This window comes from Peptoniphilus rachelemmaiella (genome assembly GCF_943169845.1).
GTDB classification, from domain to species: domain Bacteria; phylum Bacillota; class Clostridia; order Tissierellales; family Peptoniphilaceae; genus Aedoeadaptatus; species Aedoeadaptatus rachelemmaiella.
The window spans coordinates 1-19,583 of record NZ_CALPBW010000017.1; the positions used below are offsets into that span (position 1 = coordinate 1).

The window sequence follows — 19,583 nt, forward strand, 5'->3', positions numbered from 1 at the left end:
TTGCAATCAATGGTAATCAGGCGTCTTTCTTCTGAAACACCGGTGACCTCGACATCTTGGATTCCTAAAAGTAATGTGGTAATATTGTTTTGCACTTGTTTGCCCCCCTTTATTATTTTGTGGTGATTTAATTTTAGGTGATTAGGAAAACAAGTGCTATCTTTTTGCACAAAAATATCCATTAAGGAGGTTACTCCCCAATGGATATTATAGAGCCTTATTTTATAGGTAGCACCGTCAGGGGCCCCTTTTAATCTTAGATAAACAAATCCGTAAATTCCTTTGTAACCAAAATCAACTCTATCCTTTGATTTGCAGAATTCAGCTTTCTCAATTTCAATGCCATGATCTTTCATTCCTTCTGCTGTTACGGATGACTTTAAACTGGCAGCATGGACCTTAGTACTACTCATTAAAGTAGAAATTGTCAAACAAGCCACGGTTAGGCAAAAGATAAGTAAAAGTCCCTTGCTTTTTATCTTTAAATTTTGCAGGTACATTTGATTCTCCCTTCTATCTCAATATCTTTTAAACTTAAGATACTACAAGTTAATACAGCTAAATCATAATATCTACCTTGTTCGAATTGAATTAAGCATTGCACTTTCACCTCTCTTTTTGATATTGATACTTATTATCTGTTAGTTATTATAGGCTTCACTTTCCTTTTTGTCAAATCAACGTATTGTCGAATTATTTAAAAATTTCAGCTCTATTAGCGATACAATTGTCGACGGTCATAGAACTCTTTTTTAGATCCAATTTTGAACTCATTGATTGTAATATCAAGTTGAATATTCAATAAAGTCCATATGGCTTTCTTTTTAAAGATTTAAGTATAAAGAAGTACATTCATTAGAAGGAAAGTCCTATGGACAATTTACTGCAATAAAATACAAAAAGGGCAATTCCTTACATTTGAATGCCGAGTTTTATCCAAACTCGCCTAAAGGATGACCTGAAAGCTAACAAAGTAGCAAAAAACGTTTGTGCTCTTAATACTATCCGCAATTGAATCAAATATGAAACAGTGACGCTTTGTAGTACTAATGTTCTACCCTACAAAACCGCTAACGTGCAAGCTAACCATGAGAAATAACGCCAAATAAGTTGTAGCTACTTCGATTTCCTCAAAATGTTCGATTCTATTTCTTTTGTAGAAGAGAATTTCTTCGCAAATAATTAGACGCTGGGTGCATGCGTCGGCTACACTATAAATGGCGTTCTTTTTACTAGAGAACAGATCGTTAGTATCAAGACATTCTATCGCTCTTTTATGCTGGGCTTACTTGCTTTCCACAACATTGACCTTCCAGAGAAACTACTTCAGTCTCTAAAGAAAAAGGGGATCGTATAAACGACCTTCGGAAACAAACAATCATACCGAGTTTAGGCACACGGGTGTAGAACTTGTTATCGGTTCTATAAAATGATGACGGTAGCTTTATTGCTATAATTGAACGTAACACCAGCGAGTATTGGATACTCCTAATCCCAGGACGGGATACAAGCAGTATCATGGCTACCTTAGGGACTATTCGCTAACAATACAGTGAACAATAAGATGATGTCTTCAAAAAGGTGACGTCAGGTAATGAACCTAAGTTTTCGATGTTTTCTGATCTGGAGAAGATCAGAAAACATCGACTTACTTCGCTGCTCCTATGCCTCTTGTGGAAAGTGATCTATAGAGCGACATACATTAATCTAATTCGCAGATTTTCCTAAAGGGGGCCGTCTTAAGAGTTAATCTGATAAACAAATTCCCTACATAGGGATATAATGTAATAATCTGTCGAAAAACACTTCTTGTCTACCTCACTCCAACTGAACTATTTGGAGGTGAGTTAAATCGAATTTACTCCTGTGCTATTTAATTGATTAATTTACTGTCGATGTTCGAATGATTATTGTAATTGAGTTCAAATATAAAAGGCTCTAATAAATCTATTGAGGAGTAGTGCCCTCAATGAATATTTTCGCACAATAAACATCCCCCAGCGTAGCCGGGGGTTTTCTTTGTCGGCCCAAAGGGCTTGTATTACTAGCTGCGCCTGAAGGGCGTCGTTGGTCTGCCCGTGCTAACATTACTCGGCTACCCCTTAAAGGGGTTCGTCGTGTCAAAGGTTAGTTGCTCACTTATTTGATCCTCTTTCAACTGGTTTTGTATATACTCTTGAATCTTTTTAGCGTTTTTCCCCGCTGTATCAACGTAATAGCCTCGGCACCAAAACTGCCTTCCCCTATATTTGTATTTCATGTCTCCCCATCGTTCATAGATCATGATGCTGCTCTTACCTTTTAGAAAGCCCATGAATGAAGATACAGATAGTTTGGGTGGGATCTCTAGTAGCATGTGAACGTGATCCGGACATACTTCCGCCTCGATTATGTTCACGCCTTTCCAACTGCATAACTCCCGTAGAATCGCTCCAATTTCTAAGCGCTTCGATCCATAAAATACTTTTCGCCTGTATTTCGGAGCAAACACGACGTGATACTTACAATTCCAATTTGTGTGTGATAAACTATGGGTGTGATTTAGTGATGTCATTATTTCCTCCTGATTGTGATTGGTTGGCAGACCTCTCTCATCATATCACGCTGGAAATAACGGGCAATTATCGCTAGAGCCAAACGGAACCCCCGGTCTAACCGGGGGTTTTCTAATACAAAAAAACAACCCGCCGAAGCGAGTTGCTTATAATTTGATCGAGTGGAATCGACTACATAAAGATGCCGCCGAATTGTACAAAGAGCGGTGCGAAGACCAAGGAAACGATGGTGATCAGTTTGATTAAGATGTTCAAACTCGGTCCGGACGTATCCTTGAAGGGGTCGCCGACGGTATCGCCGGTAACGGCCGCTTTGTGTGCATCAGAGCCTTTGCCGCCGTGGGCGCCGCCTTCGATGTGTTTCTTGGCATTGTCCCAAGCGCCGCCGGCATTACTCATAAAGATAGCCATTAAGACGCCGGTAACCAGTGCGCCGGCTTGCAGACCACCTAATGCTTCCGTGCCTAAGCAGAAGCCGACAACTAAGGGCACGATCACGGCGATGATGCCGGGAACGATCATTTCTCTTAATGCGGCGGTGGTGGAAATGTCTACGCATTTTGCGTATTCCGGAGTCGCTTTTCCTTCCATGATGCCGGGGATGTCTTTAAATTGACGACGTACTTCTTCGATCATGGCCGTGGCCGCATTGCCGACTGCGCTCATGGTTAAAGCGGAGAAAGCGAAGGGCAGCATGCCGCCGATGAAGGTCCCTGCGATAACGCCGGGCTTGGAAATATCGATGCCTGCAAGGCCCGTAGCTTGAATGTAGGATACAAACAAGGAAAGGGCGGTGAGGGCTGCAGAACCGATGGCGAAGCCCTTGCCGATGGCAGCCGTGGTGTTACCGACGGCGTCTAAGGAGTCGGTAATGCCGCGGACTTCTTCGGGGAGTTCGCACATTTCGGCGATCCCGCCGGCGTTGTCGGCGATGGGGCCGTAGGCGTCTACAGCGATGGTGGATGCGGTGGTAGCCAACATACCTACTGCGGCCAAAGCAATGCTATAAAGGCCGAAGACCGGGTTTTCGTGGCCGCCGCCTAAAGCGTATGCGGCGATAATGCCGATAGCCAATACGATGATCGGGCCGACGGTGGACATCATGCCAACGGAGAGGCCGGCGATGATGTTTGTGGATGCGCCGGTTTCCGATTCGTGTGCGATTCGTTGAACAGGCTTATAGTCGTCGGCGGTGTAGTATTCGGTGATCTTGGAAATAACCAAGCCGACGCAAACGCCGATGATGACGGGCCAGAACAAGGTGAGTTCGCCGAAAATCATGTTTGCGCAAATACCGGAGACGATAATGGTGACGCCGGATGCAATATAGGTGCCCATGTTCAATGCTTTTTGCGGGTTCTTGTCCCCTTTAACGAAGAACATGGAAATAATCGAAGCAATAATACCGATGACGGCGATGGAAAGGCCGTATTGAATCCCTTTGTCTTGGGAAGCCAGGAAACCTAAGGTAATAACGGAAAGGAGTGCGCCGACATAAGATTCGAACAAGTCGGCACCCATACCTGCCACGTCGCCGACATTGTCGCCGACGTTATCGGCGATAACAGCCGGGTTTCTCGGGTCGTCTTCCGGAATACCTGCTTCAACTTTACCGACCAAGTCGGCGCCGACGTCTGCAGCTTTGGTATAGATACCGCCGCCGACACGGGCGAAGAGGGCGATAGAGGATGCCCCTAAGGAGAAGCCGGTGATGATTTCAGCATCGCCGAACCACAGGTAGAAGACGGAAATCCCTAAAATACCTAAACCGACGACGACAAGACCCATAACGGCACCGCCGGAGAAGGCGATATCCAGAGCCGCTGCCATGCCGCTTTTGTGGGCGGCATTGGCGGTACGAACATTGGCTTTGGTGGCCGTGTTCATGCCGATGTAGCCGGCGGTAACGGAAAAGATGGCGCCGACGATGAAGCATACAGCGGTGCGCCAGCCGATAGCGAATGTTAAAACGGCGGCCAATACGACGACAAAGACGACGAGCGCTTTGTATTCACGTTGTAAAAAGGCCATGGCTCCTTCGTGGATATAGCCGGAGATTTCTTTCATCCGATCGTTACCCGGATCTTGCTTTCCTACGTAGGAAGATTTCATAAGACCGAATAAAATAGCTATAATACCGACGATGGGAGCGATGAATAAAATATTAATATCCATGATTCCTCCTGATTATTGCATAACTGCTACAAGCAAAATAGTAGCGATAAAAAAGATTGTCGAAGAGACCATGGTAATGCGCTTGAGCATTTCCTTGCGACTGGTCCCACGATTGGTCCCCCATTCCGACGACGGCGAGCTACCGTCTAAGGTACCCAAGCCCACTTGATTGGATTCCTGAACGACGATGGCCCAAATGGTCGCGATGGCCGACAGGGCGACGATAACACTGATAAATGTAGTCATATTTACACCTCCTCGATCCAAACTATCTATCAATAACATTACTATCCTAACATAATCCATTGTGTATTGCAATTGGAAGCTGCCGCAAAAAGGCTTGTTTTACGCATTTTACTGGTTAGTTTTAAAGAGAAGGGCTATAATCATCTTAAAGGAGTGAAGCCATTGAATCAGACCTATCCCTATCCTTCGAAACGCAGTTTGACCTACGGCCGCGCCATGGCCCTTGCCTCCAATCCCTCGGCGGCCGCGGCGGGCAGAAAGATTTTAGAAGCCGGGGGCAATGCCGTGGACGCATCCGTCGCCATGGCCGCCGCCCAGGTGGTGGCAGAGCCCACCTCCAACGGGCTCGGGAGCGATCTTTTCGCCATCGTCGCCATGGACGATGTACTTTACGGTTACAACGGCAGCGGCAAAAGCCCCGCCGCCATTTCCCTCGCCGCCATGAAAGAAAAAAAATGCGAGGCCATGCCGGAGTTCGGCATCGAAGCCGCAGGGGTTCCCGGCGCCGTACGGGCCTGGGCGGACATTCATAAAAAACACGGCCGCCTGCCCTTTAAAGACGTGCTGGCTCCCGCCATAGACTACGCTGAAAAAGGCTTCGTCCTCCCCCCCCACCGTGGCGCGGCTATGGGCCATGGAGCTCGAAAAAAGACGTGCCAATCGAGGTGCTCTTTACGACGGCTTTTGGGCGCAGTTTTCTTTTGAAGAAAAGGCGCCGAAGGCAGGCGATGTAATTACTTTTCCGGACATGGCCCGCACATTAAAATCCATTGCAGAAGACGGCGGAGAAAGTTTCTACGAAGGGGCCATCGCCGAAAAAATCGACGCCTTTATGAAAGCCCACGGCGGCTTTATGAGAAAAGAAGATCTCGCCGCACAGAAAACCTTGGAGGTTGAGCCCCTCTCCCTTTCCTTTGAAGGGGCCGAGGTGTGGGAGCTGCCCCCCAACGGCCAGGGCATTTCCGTCCTCATGGCCCTGGAGATTTTAAAGCACAAGCCCACGATCCCCGACGACGGCAAAAGCGCCCATGTCATCGCCGAGGCCATTAAGCGGGCCATGACCGACGCGGCGAAATACGTGGCCGATCCAGAATACATGTCCCTCTCCTCGGAGGATCTTTTAAATCCCCAGTATCTTAAAAAATGTCGCGACGCAATCGGAGAAAAGGCGGAGATCGTTCACTACGGCAATCTCTTGGATCGCTCCACGGTTTATTTCTGTGCAGGGGATAATGAAGGCAACATGGTCTCCATGATTCAATCCAATTACGACGGTTTCGGCGCGGGCATCGTCGTGCCGGAGACGGGGATTTCACTAAACAACCGCCTCTTGAACTTCACATTCGAAGAAGGCCACGACAATTGTTTGGCCGGGAACAAACGGCCCTACCACACGATTATCCCGGGCTTTTTGACGAAAGGCGGCAAGCCCTACGGCGCCTTCGGGGTTATGGGCGGCTTTATGCAGCCTCAGGGCCACGTGCAGACTCTCCTTCAGCTCTTGCGCTACGGCAGAAATCCCCAGGCGGCTCTGGACGCGCCCCGCTTTATGTGGACGGGAGATAAAGACCTCGTCGTGGAAGAGGATTACAACGAGAAGGCCGTGGAGGAATTGATCCGCCGCGGCCACCGGGTGATTCGACCGCCCCACGATTTGGACATGGGCCGGGGCCAATACATGCTCTACGACCGGAAGCGAAAAATTTATGTCGGCGGTACGGAAAAGCGCTGCGACGGCACCATCGCCGTGGCGGACTCGTTTATTTACAAACCATTCCCCGGCAAGTAAAATGGTGATGAGAGGTGATATCATGAGAGAATGGAAAACAAGCCTTCTGCTTCTTGCCGTAATCTTCCTCGTCGCGATCATGGTGAACTATTTCATTTCCATGAGGATCTATGGTCATTGGCAGTTCAGTGATGTTTATAAAGATATCTATTTTTGGATCTTTATCGGCGCCACAATCTTTTTCAGAGTCCTCGTTTCCGCGATTTCTAACTATTGCAAAAGAAACAGTGCACATAAGAAGGATTGATTTTGCCCAATCAAAAACCGGAGAGCACGTCTCCGGTTCTTTTTTTAAACAATTTTACCAGGTGCATAGGCCCGTGGCCTCTTGGAACTTCCACAGGGGCCGAATGAAGAAGCGTTCGTCTTTGTACGCCTCAAAGGGCAAGGTGTACTCCCCGCCCTCGTTGGTCCAAATGCGGCGGAAGTAATTCTCCACAGCCATGTGCATGGGGGAATTGCATTCCATTTCCACGGCCACGTCCGTTTCCAAATTGTAGTTATCCAAATTTCTGCGGGTGAAATTGCCGCTCCCTAAAATCGCGAGAGGCTTTTCATCCTTGAAATCGAAGTAAATCATTTTCGTGTGGTATTGCTCGCCATGGGTGTTGTACCAGCGGATCTGAATGCTCGGTGCCTTTTCCTTCAGCTCGCTCAATGCCGGCCGATTGGGGGCGCCGTTTTTCTCAAGCCCAAAGGCGTCTTTGTTTAAGTCGGCGACGATTTTTACATCGACACCGCGATTGGCCGCCGCCTCCAAATCCTTCAGCAGGCGAAATTCCGACAGGTAGAAGATGCCGATATGAATCTTATCGCCCTTCTTGCTCTTGTTAATATTCTCGGATATGGCGTCGTAGATCGCCCCTTCGGTGATGACCTTCAGCCGATCCGGCGACGCAACCTCTTCGGCCTTGTAATCCTTTACCACAGGAGGCAGTTCCTTATAAAAGATGCTTTCCGAGCGAATCAAATCCTCTATGGCCTTCCCGCGAAAGACGACGGCCACATTGGAATGGTAAGCGCTGGGATCGTGGGGATTGGCGGAAGCCACCATGGCTTCTTTTTCGGAAATCACCACTTTTCGGTGATTGCCCTTGAAATTCATAAGCTTTAATACGGAGCGCACCGTCACCTTCTCCCCTTCTTTGGCGAAGAAGTTTCTGATGCGGCCCTTCCCCGCCGTGCCGAAGAACTGAATGTAGGCGCGGTAGATGCCGGAGAACAGAGGATTGGAATCCCGCATGCGATTTAGATCCGTGACCACCACCTCGATGCCGGCCTCTTTCAGCCGCTTTATATTGGCCTCTTCGTAGGCGCCGTAGAAGTTATTGATCGGATCCGTCACAAACAAAATGGGCATGGCGGGATTTTCACGCTTCTTTTCGATTAAAAGATCCGTCATGGCCGCCACCTGTTTCGGACAGTCCACGTCCTTATCGTAAGTGGCATTAAAGAGGAAAAAATCCACCATGAGAAATTTTTCGGCCTCCTCGATCACTTCCATCTCTCGATCGAAAATTTTCTGCTCGTGCACCTTCTCCCCGTCTTTTACATAACTCAGGTCGTAAATAAATTCCGCCTCCGCCGGAGAAAATTCACCGGAGACATTGCTTCCTTCGGGATTTTTCGTGGTCAGGCTATAAGCCGTGGGAATCAACCATAGGAGAAGAAGAATCCACAGGACGCGTTTTTTTCTCGATAATCGCTTCAATAGGCCCCTCCTTTTTCATCATTGGAACAAAAATGCACCGTCCCTCGGCGAAACATTCCCCCGGGGTGGGTGCATTCATTTATTTGCAGTGGGGATCCATGGGCGGCACCGCCGAGAGGAGCTTTTTCGTGTAGTCCGCTTGGGGATTGTTCATGATGCTGTCCCGGTCGTTGATCTCCACCAGTTTGCCTCGGTACATGACGCCGATGCGATCGGCAATGTGTTCCACCACGGCGATGTCGTGGGAAATAAAGAGGTAGCTTAGATTTCGCTCCTCTTGAAGCTCTTCCAGAAGATTAATGATCTGGGCCTGAATGGACACGTCCAGTGCCGAGGTGGGCTCATCGGCCAAGATTAAGGTGGGCTCCACCACCAGGGCACGGGCCACGCCGATGCGCTGGCGCTGGCCACCGGAAAATTCGTGGGGGTAGCGGCCGAAGTGGGCTTTCGACAACCCGCAGAGGCTCAAGGTTTCACGGGCTTTTTCCCGAATGTTTTCGCCACCTAAATTCCTTAAAGGCTCCATGACGATTTCCTCGGCGGTCATTTGAGGATTCAGGGAACTGTAGGGATCCTGAAAAATCATCTGCACGTCCCGGCGAATGGCCTTCAGCTCCTTGGCATCGGCCTTCAATACGTCCTTGCCTCGGTAGAGGATTTCCCCTTCGGCGTCGGGATAGAGGCCCAAAATGCAGCGGGCCAAGGTGGATTTGCCGCTGCCGCTTTCCCCGACGATGCCCACGGTTTCTTTTTCGCCTAAGGTAAAGGACACGTCGTCCACGGCGGTAAACATCTTTCGCTCTTTAGAGAACAGGGCTTTTTTCCCCACGGGAAATTTCTTTACTACGTGATTTAATTTCAACAGATCAGCCACAGCACGCCTCCCCTTCATAGAGGAAACAAGCGACGCATTGGCCCGGCCGGTGTTCCCTCAATCGCGGCACTTCCCTGCCGCAAATGTCCATGCGCTTGTCGCAGCGGGAATAGAATGGGCAATGCCCTTCCATCTCCGACGGCGGCGGCACATTGCCGGGAATGTTGTAGAGTTTTTCCCCGCGATTTTCCAGTGTCGGCCGCGCCCGCAAAAGCCCGATGGTGTAGGGATGGAGGGGCCGATCGAAAATCGTGCACACGTCGGATTTTTCCATGACCCTGCCCCCGTACATGACCACGACGTGATCGGCCATTTGGGCCACCACGCCGAGGTCGTGGGTAATGAGCATAATGGCCGTGCCCATGTCCCGCTGGAGGCTCTCCATAAGCTCCAGCACTTCTTTTTGAATGGTGACATCCAGGGCCGTAGTGGGCTCATCGGCGATTAAAAGCTTTGGCGACGAGGCCAGGGCCATGGCAATCATGACCCGCTGCCGCTGGCCGCCGGAAAGTTCGTGGGGATAGGCGCGGGCTTTGTTTGCCGCGTCTTTAATCTCTACCATCTCCAGCATTTCCACGGCTTTTTTCTTCGCTTCCGCCTTGGAAAGGCCCATGATGCGGCGGTAGACTTCCTCGATTTGAAAGCCGATTTTCAGCGCCGGATTCAAGCTGGTCATGGGCTCTTGAAAGATCATGGCCAGATCCCGGCTGCGGAGCCTTCGCCGCTCTTCTTTTTCCATGGATAAAATGCTTTCGCCTTTGTAGAGGATGTCCCCCTCTTCGATTTTTCCGTAGGGCTTCGGCAAAAGCCCCATGAGGGACAGGGCCGTCACGCTTTTTCCGCTGCCGCTTTCCCCTACCACGGCGGTGGTGGAACCTTCTTCGATGGAGAAGGTGACGCCGTTGACGGCGTGTACCGGGCCGGAATCGGTGAAAAAGGTCGTATGCAGATTGTTAAATTCTATGAGTTTCGACATATTAACCCCTTTGCGTTGCATCCAGCGCGTCTCGCAAGCCGTCGCCGAAAAGATTCAAGGAAAAAATCGTAAGGGCGATGGCGAGACCCGGGAAAATGGTCATGTGCGGATAGTCTTGAATGTAGCTTCTGCCTTGAGAAAGCATGCCGCCCCATTCCGGCGTCGGCGGTTGCACGCCCAAGCCGATAAAGCTCAAGCTCGCCGCCTGCAGTATGGAGGTGCCGACGCCTAAGGTAGCCTGAACGATAATGGGGCCCAAGCAGTTGGGCAGAATGTGGCGGAAGATCAGGCGGAAGTTGGACGCGCCGCCGATTTTCGCCGCCTCAACGTATTCCTGCTCCTTCACGGAAAGGACGCTTGCGCGCACGATGCGCGCGTAATTCGTAATCCCCGACAGGGACACGGCGAGAATCAAATTGCGAATCCCCGTGCCCAAAACGGTTGAAATGGCGATGGCCAAAATCAAGGATGGAATGGAGAGGATAATATCCACGAGGCGCATGAGCACATTGTCCACGCCGCCGCCGAAAAAGCCCGCCACGGCGCCGATAATGGTGCCGAAAATGACGGAGAGAATCGTGGCGAGAAAGCCGATGAAAAGGGAAATCCGCGCCCCGTAAACCACATTGGAAAAAATATCCCGGCCGAAATTATCCGTGCCGAAAAAATGTTGGCTCGAGGGGGATTGGAAGCGATTGGCGAGATTTTGTTCGTAGGGCACCTGTGTGGCGATGAGGGGCGCGAAAATTGCCACGGCGATCATCACCGCAATAATGACAAAGCCCATGACCGCCATTTTATTTTTCTTAAACAGGCGAAGGAGGTCGTAGAACCTGGATTGTTTTGAAATCATAGGGCCTCCTTATTGGTACTGGCTGCGCACGCGGGGATCCAAGAAGCCGTAGAGAATGTCCACGATCAAATTGAGCACGCAGTAGGAAAGGGAAATCAAGAGCACCGCCCCTAAAATCATGGGGTAGTCCATGGCGGAAATACTTTGCACCATGTGGCGACCGATGCCCGGAATGGAGAAGATGGTTTCCGTCAAGACACTGCCGCCGATTAAGGAACCGGTCAAAAGTCCGGCGCTGGTGAGCACGGGAATCATGGCGTTTTTCAAGGCGTGAACGAAGAGAATGTAGTGCTCTCTGAGCCCCTTGGAGCGCGCCGTGCGAATGTAATCTCTGCTCAGCACCTCCAGCATGGAGGAGCGGGTTTGGCGCATAATCACGGCCATGGATTGAAAACCGAGAGCGAAGCCCGGCAAAATTAAGTGCTTAAAAGAGCGTAGCCCCGAGGAAGGCAACCAACCTAATTTCACGGAAAACAGGAGAATGAAGAGCATCCCCGACCAGAAAATAGGCATGGACAGACCGATCATGCCGAAAAACATGGAGATCTTGTCGACCCAGGAATACTTGTACACGGCGCTTAAGACGCCGAACAAAATCCCGAAGATCACGGCCACGGCCAAAGAAAAGACCGTAAGCTTCACCGTGGCGGGGAAATATTCCTTCAGCGTGTCCCCCACGTCGGCGCCGGAGAGGTAGCTCTTGCCCAAATCGCCGTGAAGGGCCCCTTTCATGTAGCGTCCGTATTGAACGATAAAGGGATCGTTCAGACCCAGTTTTTCCCGATACGCCTCGATGGCTTCCGGCGGCGCCTGTTGTCCCAACTTCGCCACCGCCGCATCGCCGGGGGTTAAATACAGGAGGCCGAAAATGATGAAGCTCACGCCCAACATGGTGGGCACCATGAGTAGGAGTCGTCGAAGGATAAATTTGCTCATGCTCTCCTCTTTCCATACATTTCATACATCTTATGTAATAAAGACTCCCGAGGGAGCCTTTATCGTCGTGGTTTATTCAAACGTAATGTGGTAAAACTCGTTGCTTCCGCAGGGATCGGGCTCAAAGTTCTTAATGTTCTTTTGTGCGCCGATAATTTGCTCGCCGTAAAGGGCGAAGATGGCCGGGCGTTCTTTAATAACCAGCTCTTGGGCTTCTTTGTAAACCGCTGCTCGTTCCTTTTCAGATGCCCTGAGACCCTTTTCGATTAAAGCGTCAAGTTCCGGATTGCCGTAGAACATAAAGTTCGGGCCCACGCCTTTTTTCGCCGTAGCATAGGTGGCGTAAAGGGGATAGTGGGGATCCACGATGGAAGGCGACCAGCTCATAATGAACATATCGTGTTCGTGGTCGGGCTTGCCGAGGGCGGACATATAGGCGTTCCATTCCATGGCGTTGATTTCAACATTCAAGCCGACTTCAGCCAATTGCGATTGAATAATCGTGGCCATGTCCTTTCTGGCTTGTTGGTCGTGAACGTAAAGCTTCACCGTATCCCCTTCCTTGACCCCGGCTTCTTTTAAGAGGGCCTTGGCCTTTTCGATGTCCCGCTTTTCGGGCTTAATGGAATCGGAGATGGAGTAGGGAATGTTCGGGTTCACCGGTCCCGTGGCGACTTTGCCGTGGCCCATGTAAACCGCATCGATGATGGCTTGCATATCCAAAGCGTAGGTCATGGCTTCTCTGGCCTTCGGGTCTTTGAAAATGCCCCGATCCACGGTGAGGCCGATAAAGTGTACGGAGTTGTCCAGCTTCGTGTAAAGAGCCAGATCTTTGTTCTCTTCCACCTTGGATGCGTCGTTGGGCGCCACTTCCATGGCGATGTCCGCCTGGCCGCTGTCCAATTCGATGACGCGGTTGGCATCTTCCGGAATAATGCGGAAGACCATTTTCGTAAAGGCCGGTTTTTCGCCCCAGTAATTTTCATTGTAGCTGAGGGCGGTGTTGTCCAGCTTCTTCCAGTCGTCCAACTTAAAGGGGCCGGTACCTACGGGATTGGTTCCCAGAGCTTCCGGATCTTTTTCCGTGGTGGTCTTATCGACAATCGATGCCGCCGGGTGGGCCAAAGCCGCCTTAAAGGTGGCATCCGGTGCCTTTAATTTAAATTTAATGACGTGAGGATCCGAGGTGTCGTAGCTGTTGGGATCGATTTGGCCGAAAATGTAGCCGTAAGCATCCGATTGAGCCACGCGGTTTAAGGTGTAGGCCACGTCTTCGGAAGTAAAGTCTTCGCCGTTGGAAAACTTCACGCCTTCTTTCAACTTAATGACATAAGTGACGTCATCGGGCTGTTCGATGGATTCCGCCAAGCGGTTTTCCATGGTGCCGTCGGGCTTACGAACCACCAGGGGATCGTAAATTTGTTTAATGATGTTTTCTGCGTAAATACTGTTTTGAATGGTGGGGTCCATGGACTCGGCATCGGAGGCTTGGGCGATAACCAAGGTGTCCTTGTCCTTTGCCGCGGATTTACCTCCGCCGCCACCGCCGCCGCAGGCTGTTAGCAGCATGGCCATAGCCAGGGCCACTGCCGCAAATTTTTTCTTCATGAACGATCACTTCCTTTTCATCATGGTTTTCTTCAGGCTGTATACTGTTTGGATAAAGTATACCCGAAAGAAAATCGGCGGAATCAAAATTTCCTTTTATACCTCGTCGCTTTCCACACGGGAAATGAGGGCACCGAGATTTCTGAACTTCTCTTCGATATCTTCATAGCCTCGGTCGATGTGGTAGATGTCGTGAATATGGGTCTTGCCTTCCGCCACCAGGCCCACGAGAATCAGTGCCGCCCCGGCGCGCAAATCGCTGGCGCGGACGTGGGCACCCTTCAGATGCTTCGGCCCGATGACCACGGCGCTTCTGCCGTCGATTTTAATGTCCGCCCCCATTTTTTCAAATTCTTCCACGTGCATAAAGCGGTTTTCGAATACCGTTTCGATGGTCACATTGCTGCCCTTGCACTGGGTCATGTAGGCCATAAATTGGGCCTGCATATCCGTGGGAAAGCCCGGATAGGGCAGGGTCTTAATGTCGATGGCTTCGGGAATGGCCCGGCCGATGACGCGGACATTTTCCCCTTCTTCGATGACTTCGACGCCGGATTCTTTCAGCTTGGCGATGACGGGCTTAATGTGATTGGTTATGACATTTTCCACGAGGACATCGCCGCCGGTAATGGCCGCCGCCACCATAAAGGTGCCCGCTTCGATGCGGTCGGGAATAATGGCGTGGCGCGCGCCGCCTAATCGCTCGACGCCGACGATGCGAATGGTGGATGTGCCGGCACCGGTAACTTTAGCGCCGAGCTTTCTCAGGAAATTGGAAAGATCCACGATCTCCGGCTCCTTGGCCGCATTGTCGATAACCGTTTCCCCTTCGGCCAGTACCGCCGCCATCATAATGTTTTCCGTGGCGCCGACGGAGGGGAAGTCGAGATAGATCTTTTCGCCTACGAGCTTGTCGCAGGAGGCGGTAATGTTTCCGATGTCTTCGTGAATCTCCGCACCCAGTGCGCGGAAGCCTTTTAAGTGGTAGTCGATTGGCCTCGCGCCGATGGAACACCCTCCGGGAAGGGAGTTTTCCGTCTTGCCCATGCGGGCGAGCAAGGGCCCCATGACGAGAAAAGATGCCCGCATCTTGTTCATTAATTCGAAAGGCGTCTTGTATTCCGAGAGACCTGCGGAATTAATCTTAAGCTTGCCTTTGCCCAAAACTTCCACTTCGCTGCCCAAGGCCTCGAGAACCTGACACATAATGTGCACGTCTTGAAGCTCCGGCACTTCTTCCAGGTAAATATCCTCTGTCCCTAAAAGACAGGCGGCCAGAATAGGCAAGGCGGCATTTTTCGCTCCGCTAATGCGTACGCGCCCCTTTAGGGCAGGACTTTTTTCCACGACGATTTTTTCCAAAAATATTCTCCCCTTACTTCTGCTGATTTATTGAAAGGACCTCAGTCCTCATAATACAAATAGAACGCCGGGAGCATACACTCCGAGCGTTCTTATTGTATCATATTTAAAGCCGTCGCAAACCATGGTTTACGGCTTTTGTCATCAAATCCCTCGACGAATCACTTCCGTCTTATAGCCGTCGGGATCCGTGACGAAAAAGTAGCGGGGCGCTTCGCCGGGCAGGCCTTTTAATTCCGTCACATCAAAGCCTTCCGCCTTCATGCGGGCATGATCCGCCTCCAGATCGTCGCTTTCCACAGCCACGTGGCCGTAGCCGTCGCCGATGTCGTAGGCGCCGTGGCCGATATTGTAGGTAAGCTCCAGCTCCGCCTTGTCCCCTTCCAGGGCCAAATAGACCAACTTAAAGCCGTCGGCACTGTGGTCTTTTTCGCGGGTCACATGATAGCCCAGGGCCTTTTCGTAAAAAGCAATGGAAGCATCTAAATCCTTGACGCGAATGCAGGTGTGTGCGTAATTCACGACCTCACCCTTTCAATTTTGTCTACATAAACGCCCTTGTCCAAAATGGGATCGTACTCGATTTTGTGAAGGCTCGCTTTTCTCACGGCCACCACTTCACCGGTGATCTCTTCGATGGTGTAGCCCAAAGAGGGTTGATGGGCGATAAACAAAATGGGCTCGTCGGTAATATAGGTCTTCATGTTCCGCCAGCGGGTGGCGTCTTTGTAGCTCACGACCTTCACATCGTGTACGCCTAATTTCTTCGCCATGACCTCCGCCGTTTCCACGGCGCGCTTATATTCCGAAACGATGATCTTTTGGGGCAGGGGCCATTCCCTGCGCAAGAAAGCTTCCGCCGTGTCTTCCGCTTGAAAAATACCTTCTTGAGTCAAGGCGCGCTCTTCATCGCGAGAAGCCACATCTTCCGCCTTGCCGTGTCGCATTAAATATAAAATCATAATGACCTCTTATCTAAACAGATTTTTTCCCTCGTAGCGGGCCAATTCGCCCAATTCATCTTCGATGCGAAGGAGTTGATTGTACTTGGCGACGCGATCGGTTCTCGCCGGCGCGCCGGTTTTAATTTGTCCCGTATTCAGTGCCACGGCCAAATCGGCGATGGTTGCATCTTCCGTTTCGCCGCTTCGGTGGCTGATGACCGCCGTCATGGACGCCCGATGGGCCATGTTCACGGCGTCGATGGTTTCTGTGAGGCTGCCGATTTGATTCAGCTTAATTAAAATGGAATTGCCCACGCCTTCTTCGATGCCTCGCGCCAAGCGCTTCACATTGGTGACGAATAAATCGTCGCCTACTAATTGAATCTTCTTGCCCAGACGTTCGGTGAGCATTTTCCAGCCTTCCCAATCGTCTTCATCCAGGCCGTCTTCGATGCTCTTCACGGGGAAGCGGCTCACGATGTCTTCATACCATGCCACCATTTCTTCCGCCGTAAGCTCTTTGCCTTCGCCTTTTAATACATAGACCTTTTTGTCGCTATCGTACATTTCCGATGCGGCTACGTCCAGGGCAAAGACAATGTCTTCTCCCGGAGTGAGGCCCGCTTCTTTCACGGCTTCCACGATGAGTTCCAACGCTTCCACATTGCTCTTTAAGTCGGGAGCGAAGCCGCCTTCGTCGCCGACGCCGGTGGAAAGGCCCTTGGATTTAATGACTTTTTTCAGGTGGTGATACACTTCAGCGCCCATGCGCAAGCCTTCTTTAAAGCTTTCGGCACCGACGGGCATAATCATAAATTCCTGAATGTCCACATTGTTATCGGCGTGTTCCCCGCCGTTTAAAATATTCATCATGGGCACGGGCAAGGTACGGGCGCCGACGCCGCCGATGTATTGATACAAAGGCAGGCCCAATTCGTCTGCGGCAGCTTTGGCCACGGCGAGAGACACGCCTAAAATGGCGTTGGCACCGAGCTTTGCCTTGTTTTCCGTGCCGTCTAAATCCAAGAGGGCTTCGTCGATGCCCAATTGATCCAATACGTCGTAGTCGAGAATTTCGTGGGCGATGACTTCATTAATGTGGGCCACGGCATTTTCAACGCCCTTGCCCAGGTAGCGATCGCCGCCGTCGCGCAATTCGATGGCTTCATAGGCGCCGGTGCTGGCGCCGGAGGGAACGATGGCCCGGCCGAAACCGCCGGCCGCCGTGTACACTTCCACTTCCACCGTGGGGTTTCCGCGGCTGTCTAAGACTTCGCGACCATAAACTTCAATAATGCTGCTCATATTTGCTCCTTATTTCCATAAACTGCGGCCGGTCATGGCCTCGGGTTGTTTTATATTCAGCTCCTCCAACATGGTGGGGGCGATATCGGCGAGAACGCCGTCGTCCAGCGCCCGATCAAATCCCACGGGAATGAGGAAGACGGGATTGGTGGTGTGGGAAGTGACGGGATTTCCCGCCGCATCCTTCATCACGTCGCAATTGCCGTGATCCGCCGTAATCAGCGCCCGCCCGCCTTTTTTGCGAATGGCTTCTACCACCGATTCCAGGCATTTGTCCACGACACCCACGGCCTGAATGGCCGCATCGAGGTTTCCCGTATGGCCTACCATGTCGGGATTGGCGTAGTTCACGATGTAGACATCGGCCAAATCTTTTTCAATGGCGTTAATTAAATGGCTGCTCACCAGCTCCGCCCGCATCCCCGGCTCCATATCGTAGGTGGCCACTTTCGGCGAGGGAACCAAAATGCGGTACTCCCCTTTAAAGGGATTTTCCCTGCCGCCGTTTAAGAAGAAGGTGACGTGGGCGTATTTTTCCGTTTCGGCGATGCGCAATTGCTTCATGCCCTCACGGGCCAAGATTTCGCCGAGGGTGTCTTTAATTTCTTCCTTGGGATAGATCACGTGGGTGTTGGGGATGGTGTCGTCGTAATCGATCATGGTGACTACGTGCATGTGGGGATAAACTTTTCGGTCGAATTGATCGAAGCCTTCATCGGCAAAGGCACGCACGATTTCCCTCGCCCGGTCCGGGCGGAAATTGTAGAACAAGAACACGTCGCCGTCTTCCATGCGGCCCACGGCCTTACCATTCCGCTCCAAATAGGCGGGCTCGAAAAATTCGTCGGTGTTGTCCGCCTCGTAGGACAGGGCGAAAATCGAATCGCTGTCGGTAAAGGCTCGGCCCACGCCGGAGGTGAAGAGGTCGTAGGCTTTTTCCACCCGCTCCCAGCGATTGTCCCTATCCATGGCGTAGTAGCGGCCCACGAGGCTCACGAGCTCACCGGCGCCCCATGCATTTAGCTTGGCCTGAAGCTTTTTCACTTCTTCCCGCGCCGATGTCGGCGCCACGTCACGGCCGTCTAAAATGCCGTGGATGTAAATTTTTTCCACACCGGCCGCCTTCGCCAGCTGAATCAGAGCGTAGAGGTGGTCTCGATGGGAGTGCACGCCGCCGTCGGAAAGCAGGCCCACCAAATGCAGGGCGCCTGCCTTCGCCTTTTCAAAGGCCTCTTTCAGCACCTTGTTTTCCGCCAAGGTGCCGTCTTCCGCATCTTTCGTAATGCGGGTAAGCTCTTGATACACGATGCGGCCGGCGCCGATGTTCGTGTGGCCCACTTCGGAATTGCCCATTTGTCCCGCAGGCAATCCCACGGCTTCGCCGGATGCCTCCAGCACGCCGTAGCCCTTTTTCATGAGGCTGTCGATAAAGGGCGTCTCGGCCATGTAAAAGGCATTGTTCGGCCCCGCTTCGGCAAGGCCCAGCCCGTCTAATATGGCCAGAAGCATGGGTTTAACCATGGGACGCCTCCCCGACGATGGCCTTAAACTCATCGGCCTTTAAGCTGGCGCCGCCGACGAGCACGCCGTCGATGTTTTCCTTCGCCACAAAGCCCGCCACATTGGAAGACTTGACGCTTCCGCCGTAGAGAATCCGCACCGTATCTTGAACGTTTGGATCCAAGGCGGCCCGCACCGCGCCGATGACTGCATCGGCATCGGCGGCATCGGCGGTTTTGCCCGTGCCGATGGCCCAAATGGGCTCGTAGGCCAAAGTGATTTTATCTAAATCTTCGATTCCCGCAAGGGAATCTTGTACTTGCTTCTTTAAAAAGTCGATTCGTTCGCCGGATCCGTAAACTGCTTCGCTTTCGCCGAAGCAGATAATGGGAAGAAGGCCCGCATCCAAGGCACGGGCGGCTTTTTTCGCCACCGCCTCATCGCTTTCGCCGCGGCCGCGGCATTCGCTGTGGCCCACGATGACGTAATCGACGGAAAGATCCGCGAGCATTTCCGCCGCGATCTCCCCGGTGTGGGCGCCGTAGGTATCTTCCGATACATTTTGCGCGCCGATGAAGACATCGGTGTCCTTCAGTGCCCGGGCCACCCGATCGATGTGGGTAAATGGCGGGGCCACGAGCACGTCCACGGAGCTTGTGTCCACGTCCCGAAGGGCCTCGGCCAGAGCTTCCCCTTCAACCACGGTGGTGTTCATTTTCCAGTTTCCGGCAATTAACAACCGTCTCATC

At 51.6% G+C, this 19,583-nt stretch carries 18 protein-coding genes; 2 read left to right on the forward strand and 16 right to left on the reverse strand.

The features are described from left to right. From KO087_RS07565 to secG, 4 genes are all read right to left on the reverse strand, one after another. A partial coding sequence (locus KO087_RS07565; protein ID WP_215508670.1) for a hypothetical protein occupies positions 1-500 on the reverse strand: 500 nt, incomplete at its 3' end. A gap of 1,595 nt (positions 501-2,095) precedes the next feature. After that, the gene (tnpA, locus tag KO087_RS07570; protein WP_215508671.1) at positions 2,096-2,554 is read right to left on the reverse strand and encodes an IS200/IS605 family transposase; all 459 of its coding nucleotides are present in this window, start codon (positions 2,552-2,554) and stop codon (positions 2,096-2,098) included. A 172-nt stretch (positions 2,555-2,726) separates the two neighbouring features. Then, positions 2,727-4,730, reverse strand: a complete 2,004-nt coding sequence (locus KO087_RS07575) for a sodium-translocating pyrophosphatase (RefSeq protein ID WP_251374966.1) — start codon at positions 4,728-4,730, stop codon at positions 2,727-2,729. Positions 4,731-4,742: 12 nt separating this feature from the next. Beyond that, the gene (gene secG, locus KO087_RS07580; RefSeq protein WP_215508672.1) at positions 4,743-4,976 is read right to left on the reverse strand and encodes a preprotein translocase subunit SecG; all 234 of its coding nucleotides are present in this window, start codon (positions 4,974-4,976) and stop codon (positions 4,743-4,745) included. Positions 4,977-5,138: 162 nt separating this feature from the next. Here secG and KO087_RS07585 point away from each other — a divergent pair, with 162 nt between their 5' ends. Beyond that, the gene (locus KO087_RS07585; RefSeq protein ID WP_251374968.1) at positions 5,139-5,681 is read left to right on the forward strand and encodes a gamma-glutamyltransferase; all 543 of its coding nucleotides are present in this window, start codon (positions 5,139-5,141) and stop codon (positions 5,679-5,681) included. After that, positions 5,593-6,765, forward strand: a complete 1,173-nt coding sequence (locus KO087_RS07590; protein ID WP_251374970.1) for a gamma-glutamyltransferase family protein — start codon at positions 5,593-5,595, stop codon at positions 6,763-6,765. Before KO087_RS07585 ends, KO087_RS07590 begins: the two co-directional genes overlap by 89 nt. A gap of 301 nt (positions 6,766-7,066) precedes the next feature. Here KO087_RS07590 and KO087_RS07595 read toward each other — a convergent pair whose 3' ends face one another. The 12 genes from KO087_RS07595 to tpiA all read right to left on the reverse strand — a co-directional run bounded on the left by KO087_RS07595 (position 7,067) and on the right by tpiA (position 19,582). Further along, positions 7,067-8,476, reverse strand: coding sequence for a phospholipase D family protein (locus tag KO087_RS07595; RefSeq protein WP_215508673.1), 1,410 nt, complete (start codon positions 8,474-8,476; stop codon positions 7,067-7,069). 79 nt (positions 8,477-8,555) lie between these two features. Further along, positions 8,556-9,350: an ATP-binding cassette domain-containing protein gene (locus tag KO087_RS07600; protein ID WP_251374972.1), complete on the reverse strand. Its 795-nt coding sequence runs from the start codon at positions 9,348-9,350 to the stop codon at positions 8,556-8,558. Continuing rightward, the gene (locus tag KO087_RS07605; protein ID WP_215508675.1) at positions 9,343-10,326 is read right to left on the reverse strand and encodes an ABC transporter ATP-binding protein; all 984 of its coding nucleotides are present in this window, start codon (positions 10,324-10,326) and stop codon (positions 9,343-9,345) included. Before KO087_RS07605 ends, KO087_RS07600 begins: the two co-directional genes overlap by 8 nt. Position 10,327: 1 nt before the next feature. Further along, the gene (gene nikC / locus KO087_RS07610; protein ID WP_215508676.1) at positions 10,328-11,179 is read right to left on the reverse strand and encodes a nickel transporter permease; all 852 of its coding nucleotides are present in this window, start codon (positions 11,177-11,179) and stop codon (positions 10,328-10,330) included. 9 nt (positions 11,180-11,188) lie between these two features. After that, positions 11,189-12,115: an ABC transporter permease gene (locus KO087_RS07615; protein ID WP_215508677.1), complete on the reverse strand. Its 927-nt coding sequence runs from the start codon at positions 12,113-12,115 to the stop codon at positions 11,189-11,191. A 72-nt stretch (positions 12,116-12,187) separates the two neighbouring features. Beyond that, the gene (locus KO087_RS07620; protein ID WP_215508678.1) at positions 12,188-13,723 is read right to left on the reverse strand and encodes an ABC transporter substrate-binding protein; all 1,536 of its coding nucleotides are present in this window, start codon (positions 13,721-13,723) and stop codon (positions 12,188-12,190) included. A 96-nt stretch (positions 13,724-13,819) separates the two neighbouring features. Continuing rightward, positions 13,820-15,085, reverse strand: coding sequence for a UDP-N-acetylglucosamine 1-carboxyvinyltransferase (gene murA / locus KO087_RS07625; RefSeq protein WP_215508679.1), 1,266 nt, complete (start codon positions 15,083-15,085; stop codon positions 13,820-13,822). 144 nt (positions 15,086-15,229) lie between these two features. Then, positions 15,230-15,607: a lactoylglutathione lyase gene (gene gloA, locus KO087_RS07630; RefSeq protein WP_215508680.1), complete on the reverse strand. Its 378-nt coding sequence runs from the start codon at positions 15,605-15,607 to the stop codon at positions 15,230-15,232. Further along, the gene (locus KO087_RS07635; RefSeq protein WP_215508681.1) at positions 15,604-16,047 is read right to left on the reverse strand and encodes a SixA phosphatase family protein; all 444 of its coding nucleotides are present in this window, start codon (positions 16,045-16,047) and stop codon (positions 15,604-15,606) included. The genes gloA and KO087_RS07635 overlap by 4 nt, the downstream gene beginning before the upstream one ends. Positions 16,048-16,056: 9 nt before the next feature. Further along, on the reverse strand, positions 16,057-17,334 hold the full coding sequence (gene eno / locus KO087_RS07640; RefSeq protein WP_215508682.1) for a phosphopyruvate hydratase: 1,278 nt from the start codon (positions 17,332-17,334) through the stop codon (positions 16,057-16,059). Positions 17,335-17,343: 9 nt separating this feature from the next. Further along, positions 17,344-18,855, reverse strand: a complete 1,512-nt coding sequence (gene gpmI / locus KO087_RS07645) for a 2,3-bisphosphoglycerate-independent phosphoglycerate mutase (RefSeq protein WP_215508683.1) — start codon at positions 18,853-18,855, stop codon at positions 17,344-17,346. Continuing rightward, entirely contained in the window at positions 18,848-19,582 is a 735-nt protein-coding gene (gene tpiA, locus KO087_RS07650) for a triose-phosphate isomerase (protein WP_215508684.1), read from the reverse strand. Before tpiA ends, gpmI begins: the two co-directional genes overlap by 8 nt. Between the last annotated feature and the right edge of the window lies 1 nt (position 19,583).

Bases quoted from the DNA above. Each gene is read 5' to 3' on its own strand.
- tnpA (WP_215508671.1), bottom strand. From the start codon at position 2,554: ATGACATCACTAAATCACACCCATAGTTTATCACACACAAATTGGAAT.
- KO087_RS07575 (WP_251374966.1), bottom strand. From the start codon at position 4,730: ATGGATATTAATATTTTATTCATCGCTCCCATCGTCGGTATTATAGCT.
- tpiA (WP_215508684.1), bottom strand. From the start codon at position 19,582: ATGAGACGGTTGTTAATTGCCGGAAACTGGAAAATGAACACCACCGTG.
- eno (WP_215508682.1), bottom strand. From the start codon at position 17,334: ATGAGCAGCATTATTGAAGTTTATGGTCGCGAAGTCTTAGACAGCCGC.
- KO087_RS07615 (WP_215508677.1), bottom strand. From the start codon at position 12,115: ATGAGCAAATTTATCCTTCGACGACTCCTACTCATGGTGCCCACCATG.
- nikC (WP_215508676.1), bottom strand. From the start codon at position 11,179: ATGATTTCAAAACAATCCAGGTTCTACGACCTCCTTCGCCTGTTTAAG.
- KO087_RS07605 (WP_215508675.1), bottom strand. From the start codon at position 10,326: ATGTCGAAACTCATAGAATTTAACAATCTGCATACGACCTTTTTCACC.
- KO087_RS07620 (WP_215508678.1), bottom strand. From the start codon at position 13,723: ATGAAGAAAAAATTTGCGGCAGTGGCCCTGGCTATGGCCATGCTGCTA.
- secG (WP_215508672.1), bottom strand. From the start codon at position 4,976: ATGACTACATTTATCAGTGTTATCGTCGCCCTGTCGGCCATCGCGACC.
- KO087_RS07635 (WP_215508681.1), bottom strand. From the start codon at position 16,047: ATGATTTTATATTTAATGCGACACGGCAAGGCGGAAGATGTGGCTTCT.
- gpmI (WP_215508683.1), bottom strand. From the start codon at position 18,855: ATGGTTAAACCCATGCTTCTGGCCATATTAGACGGGCTGGGCCTTGCC.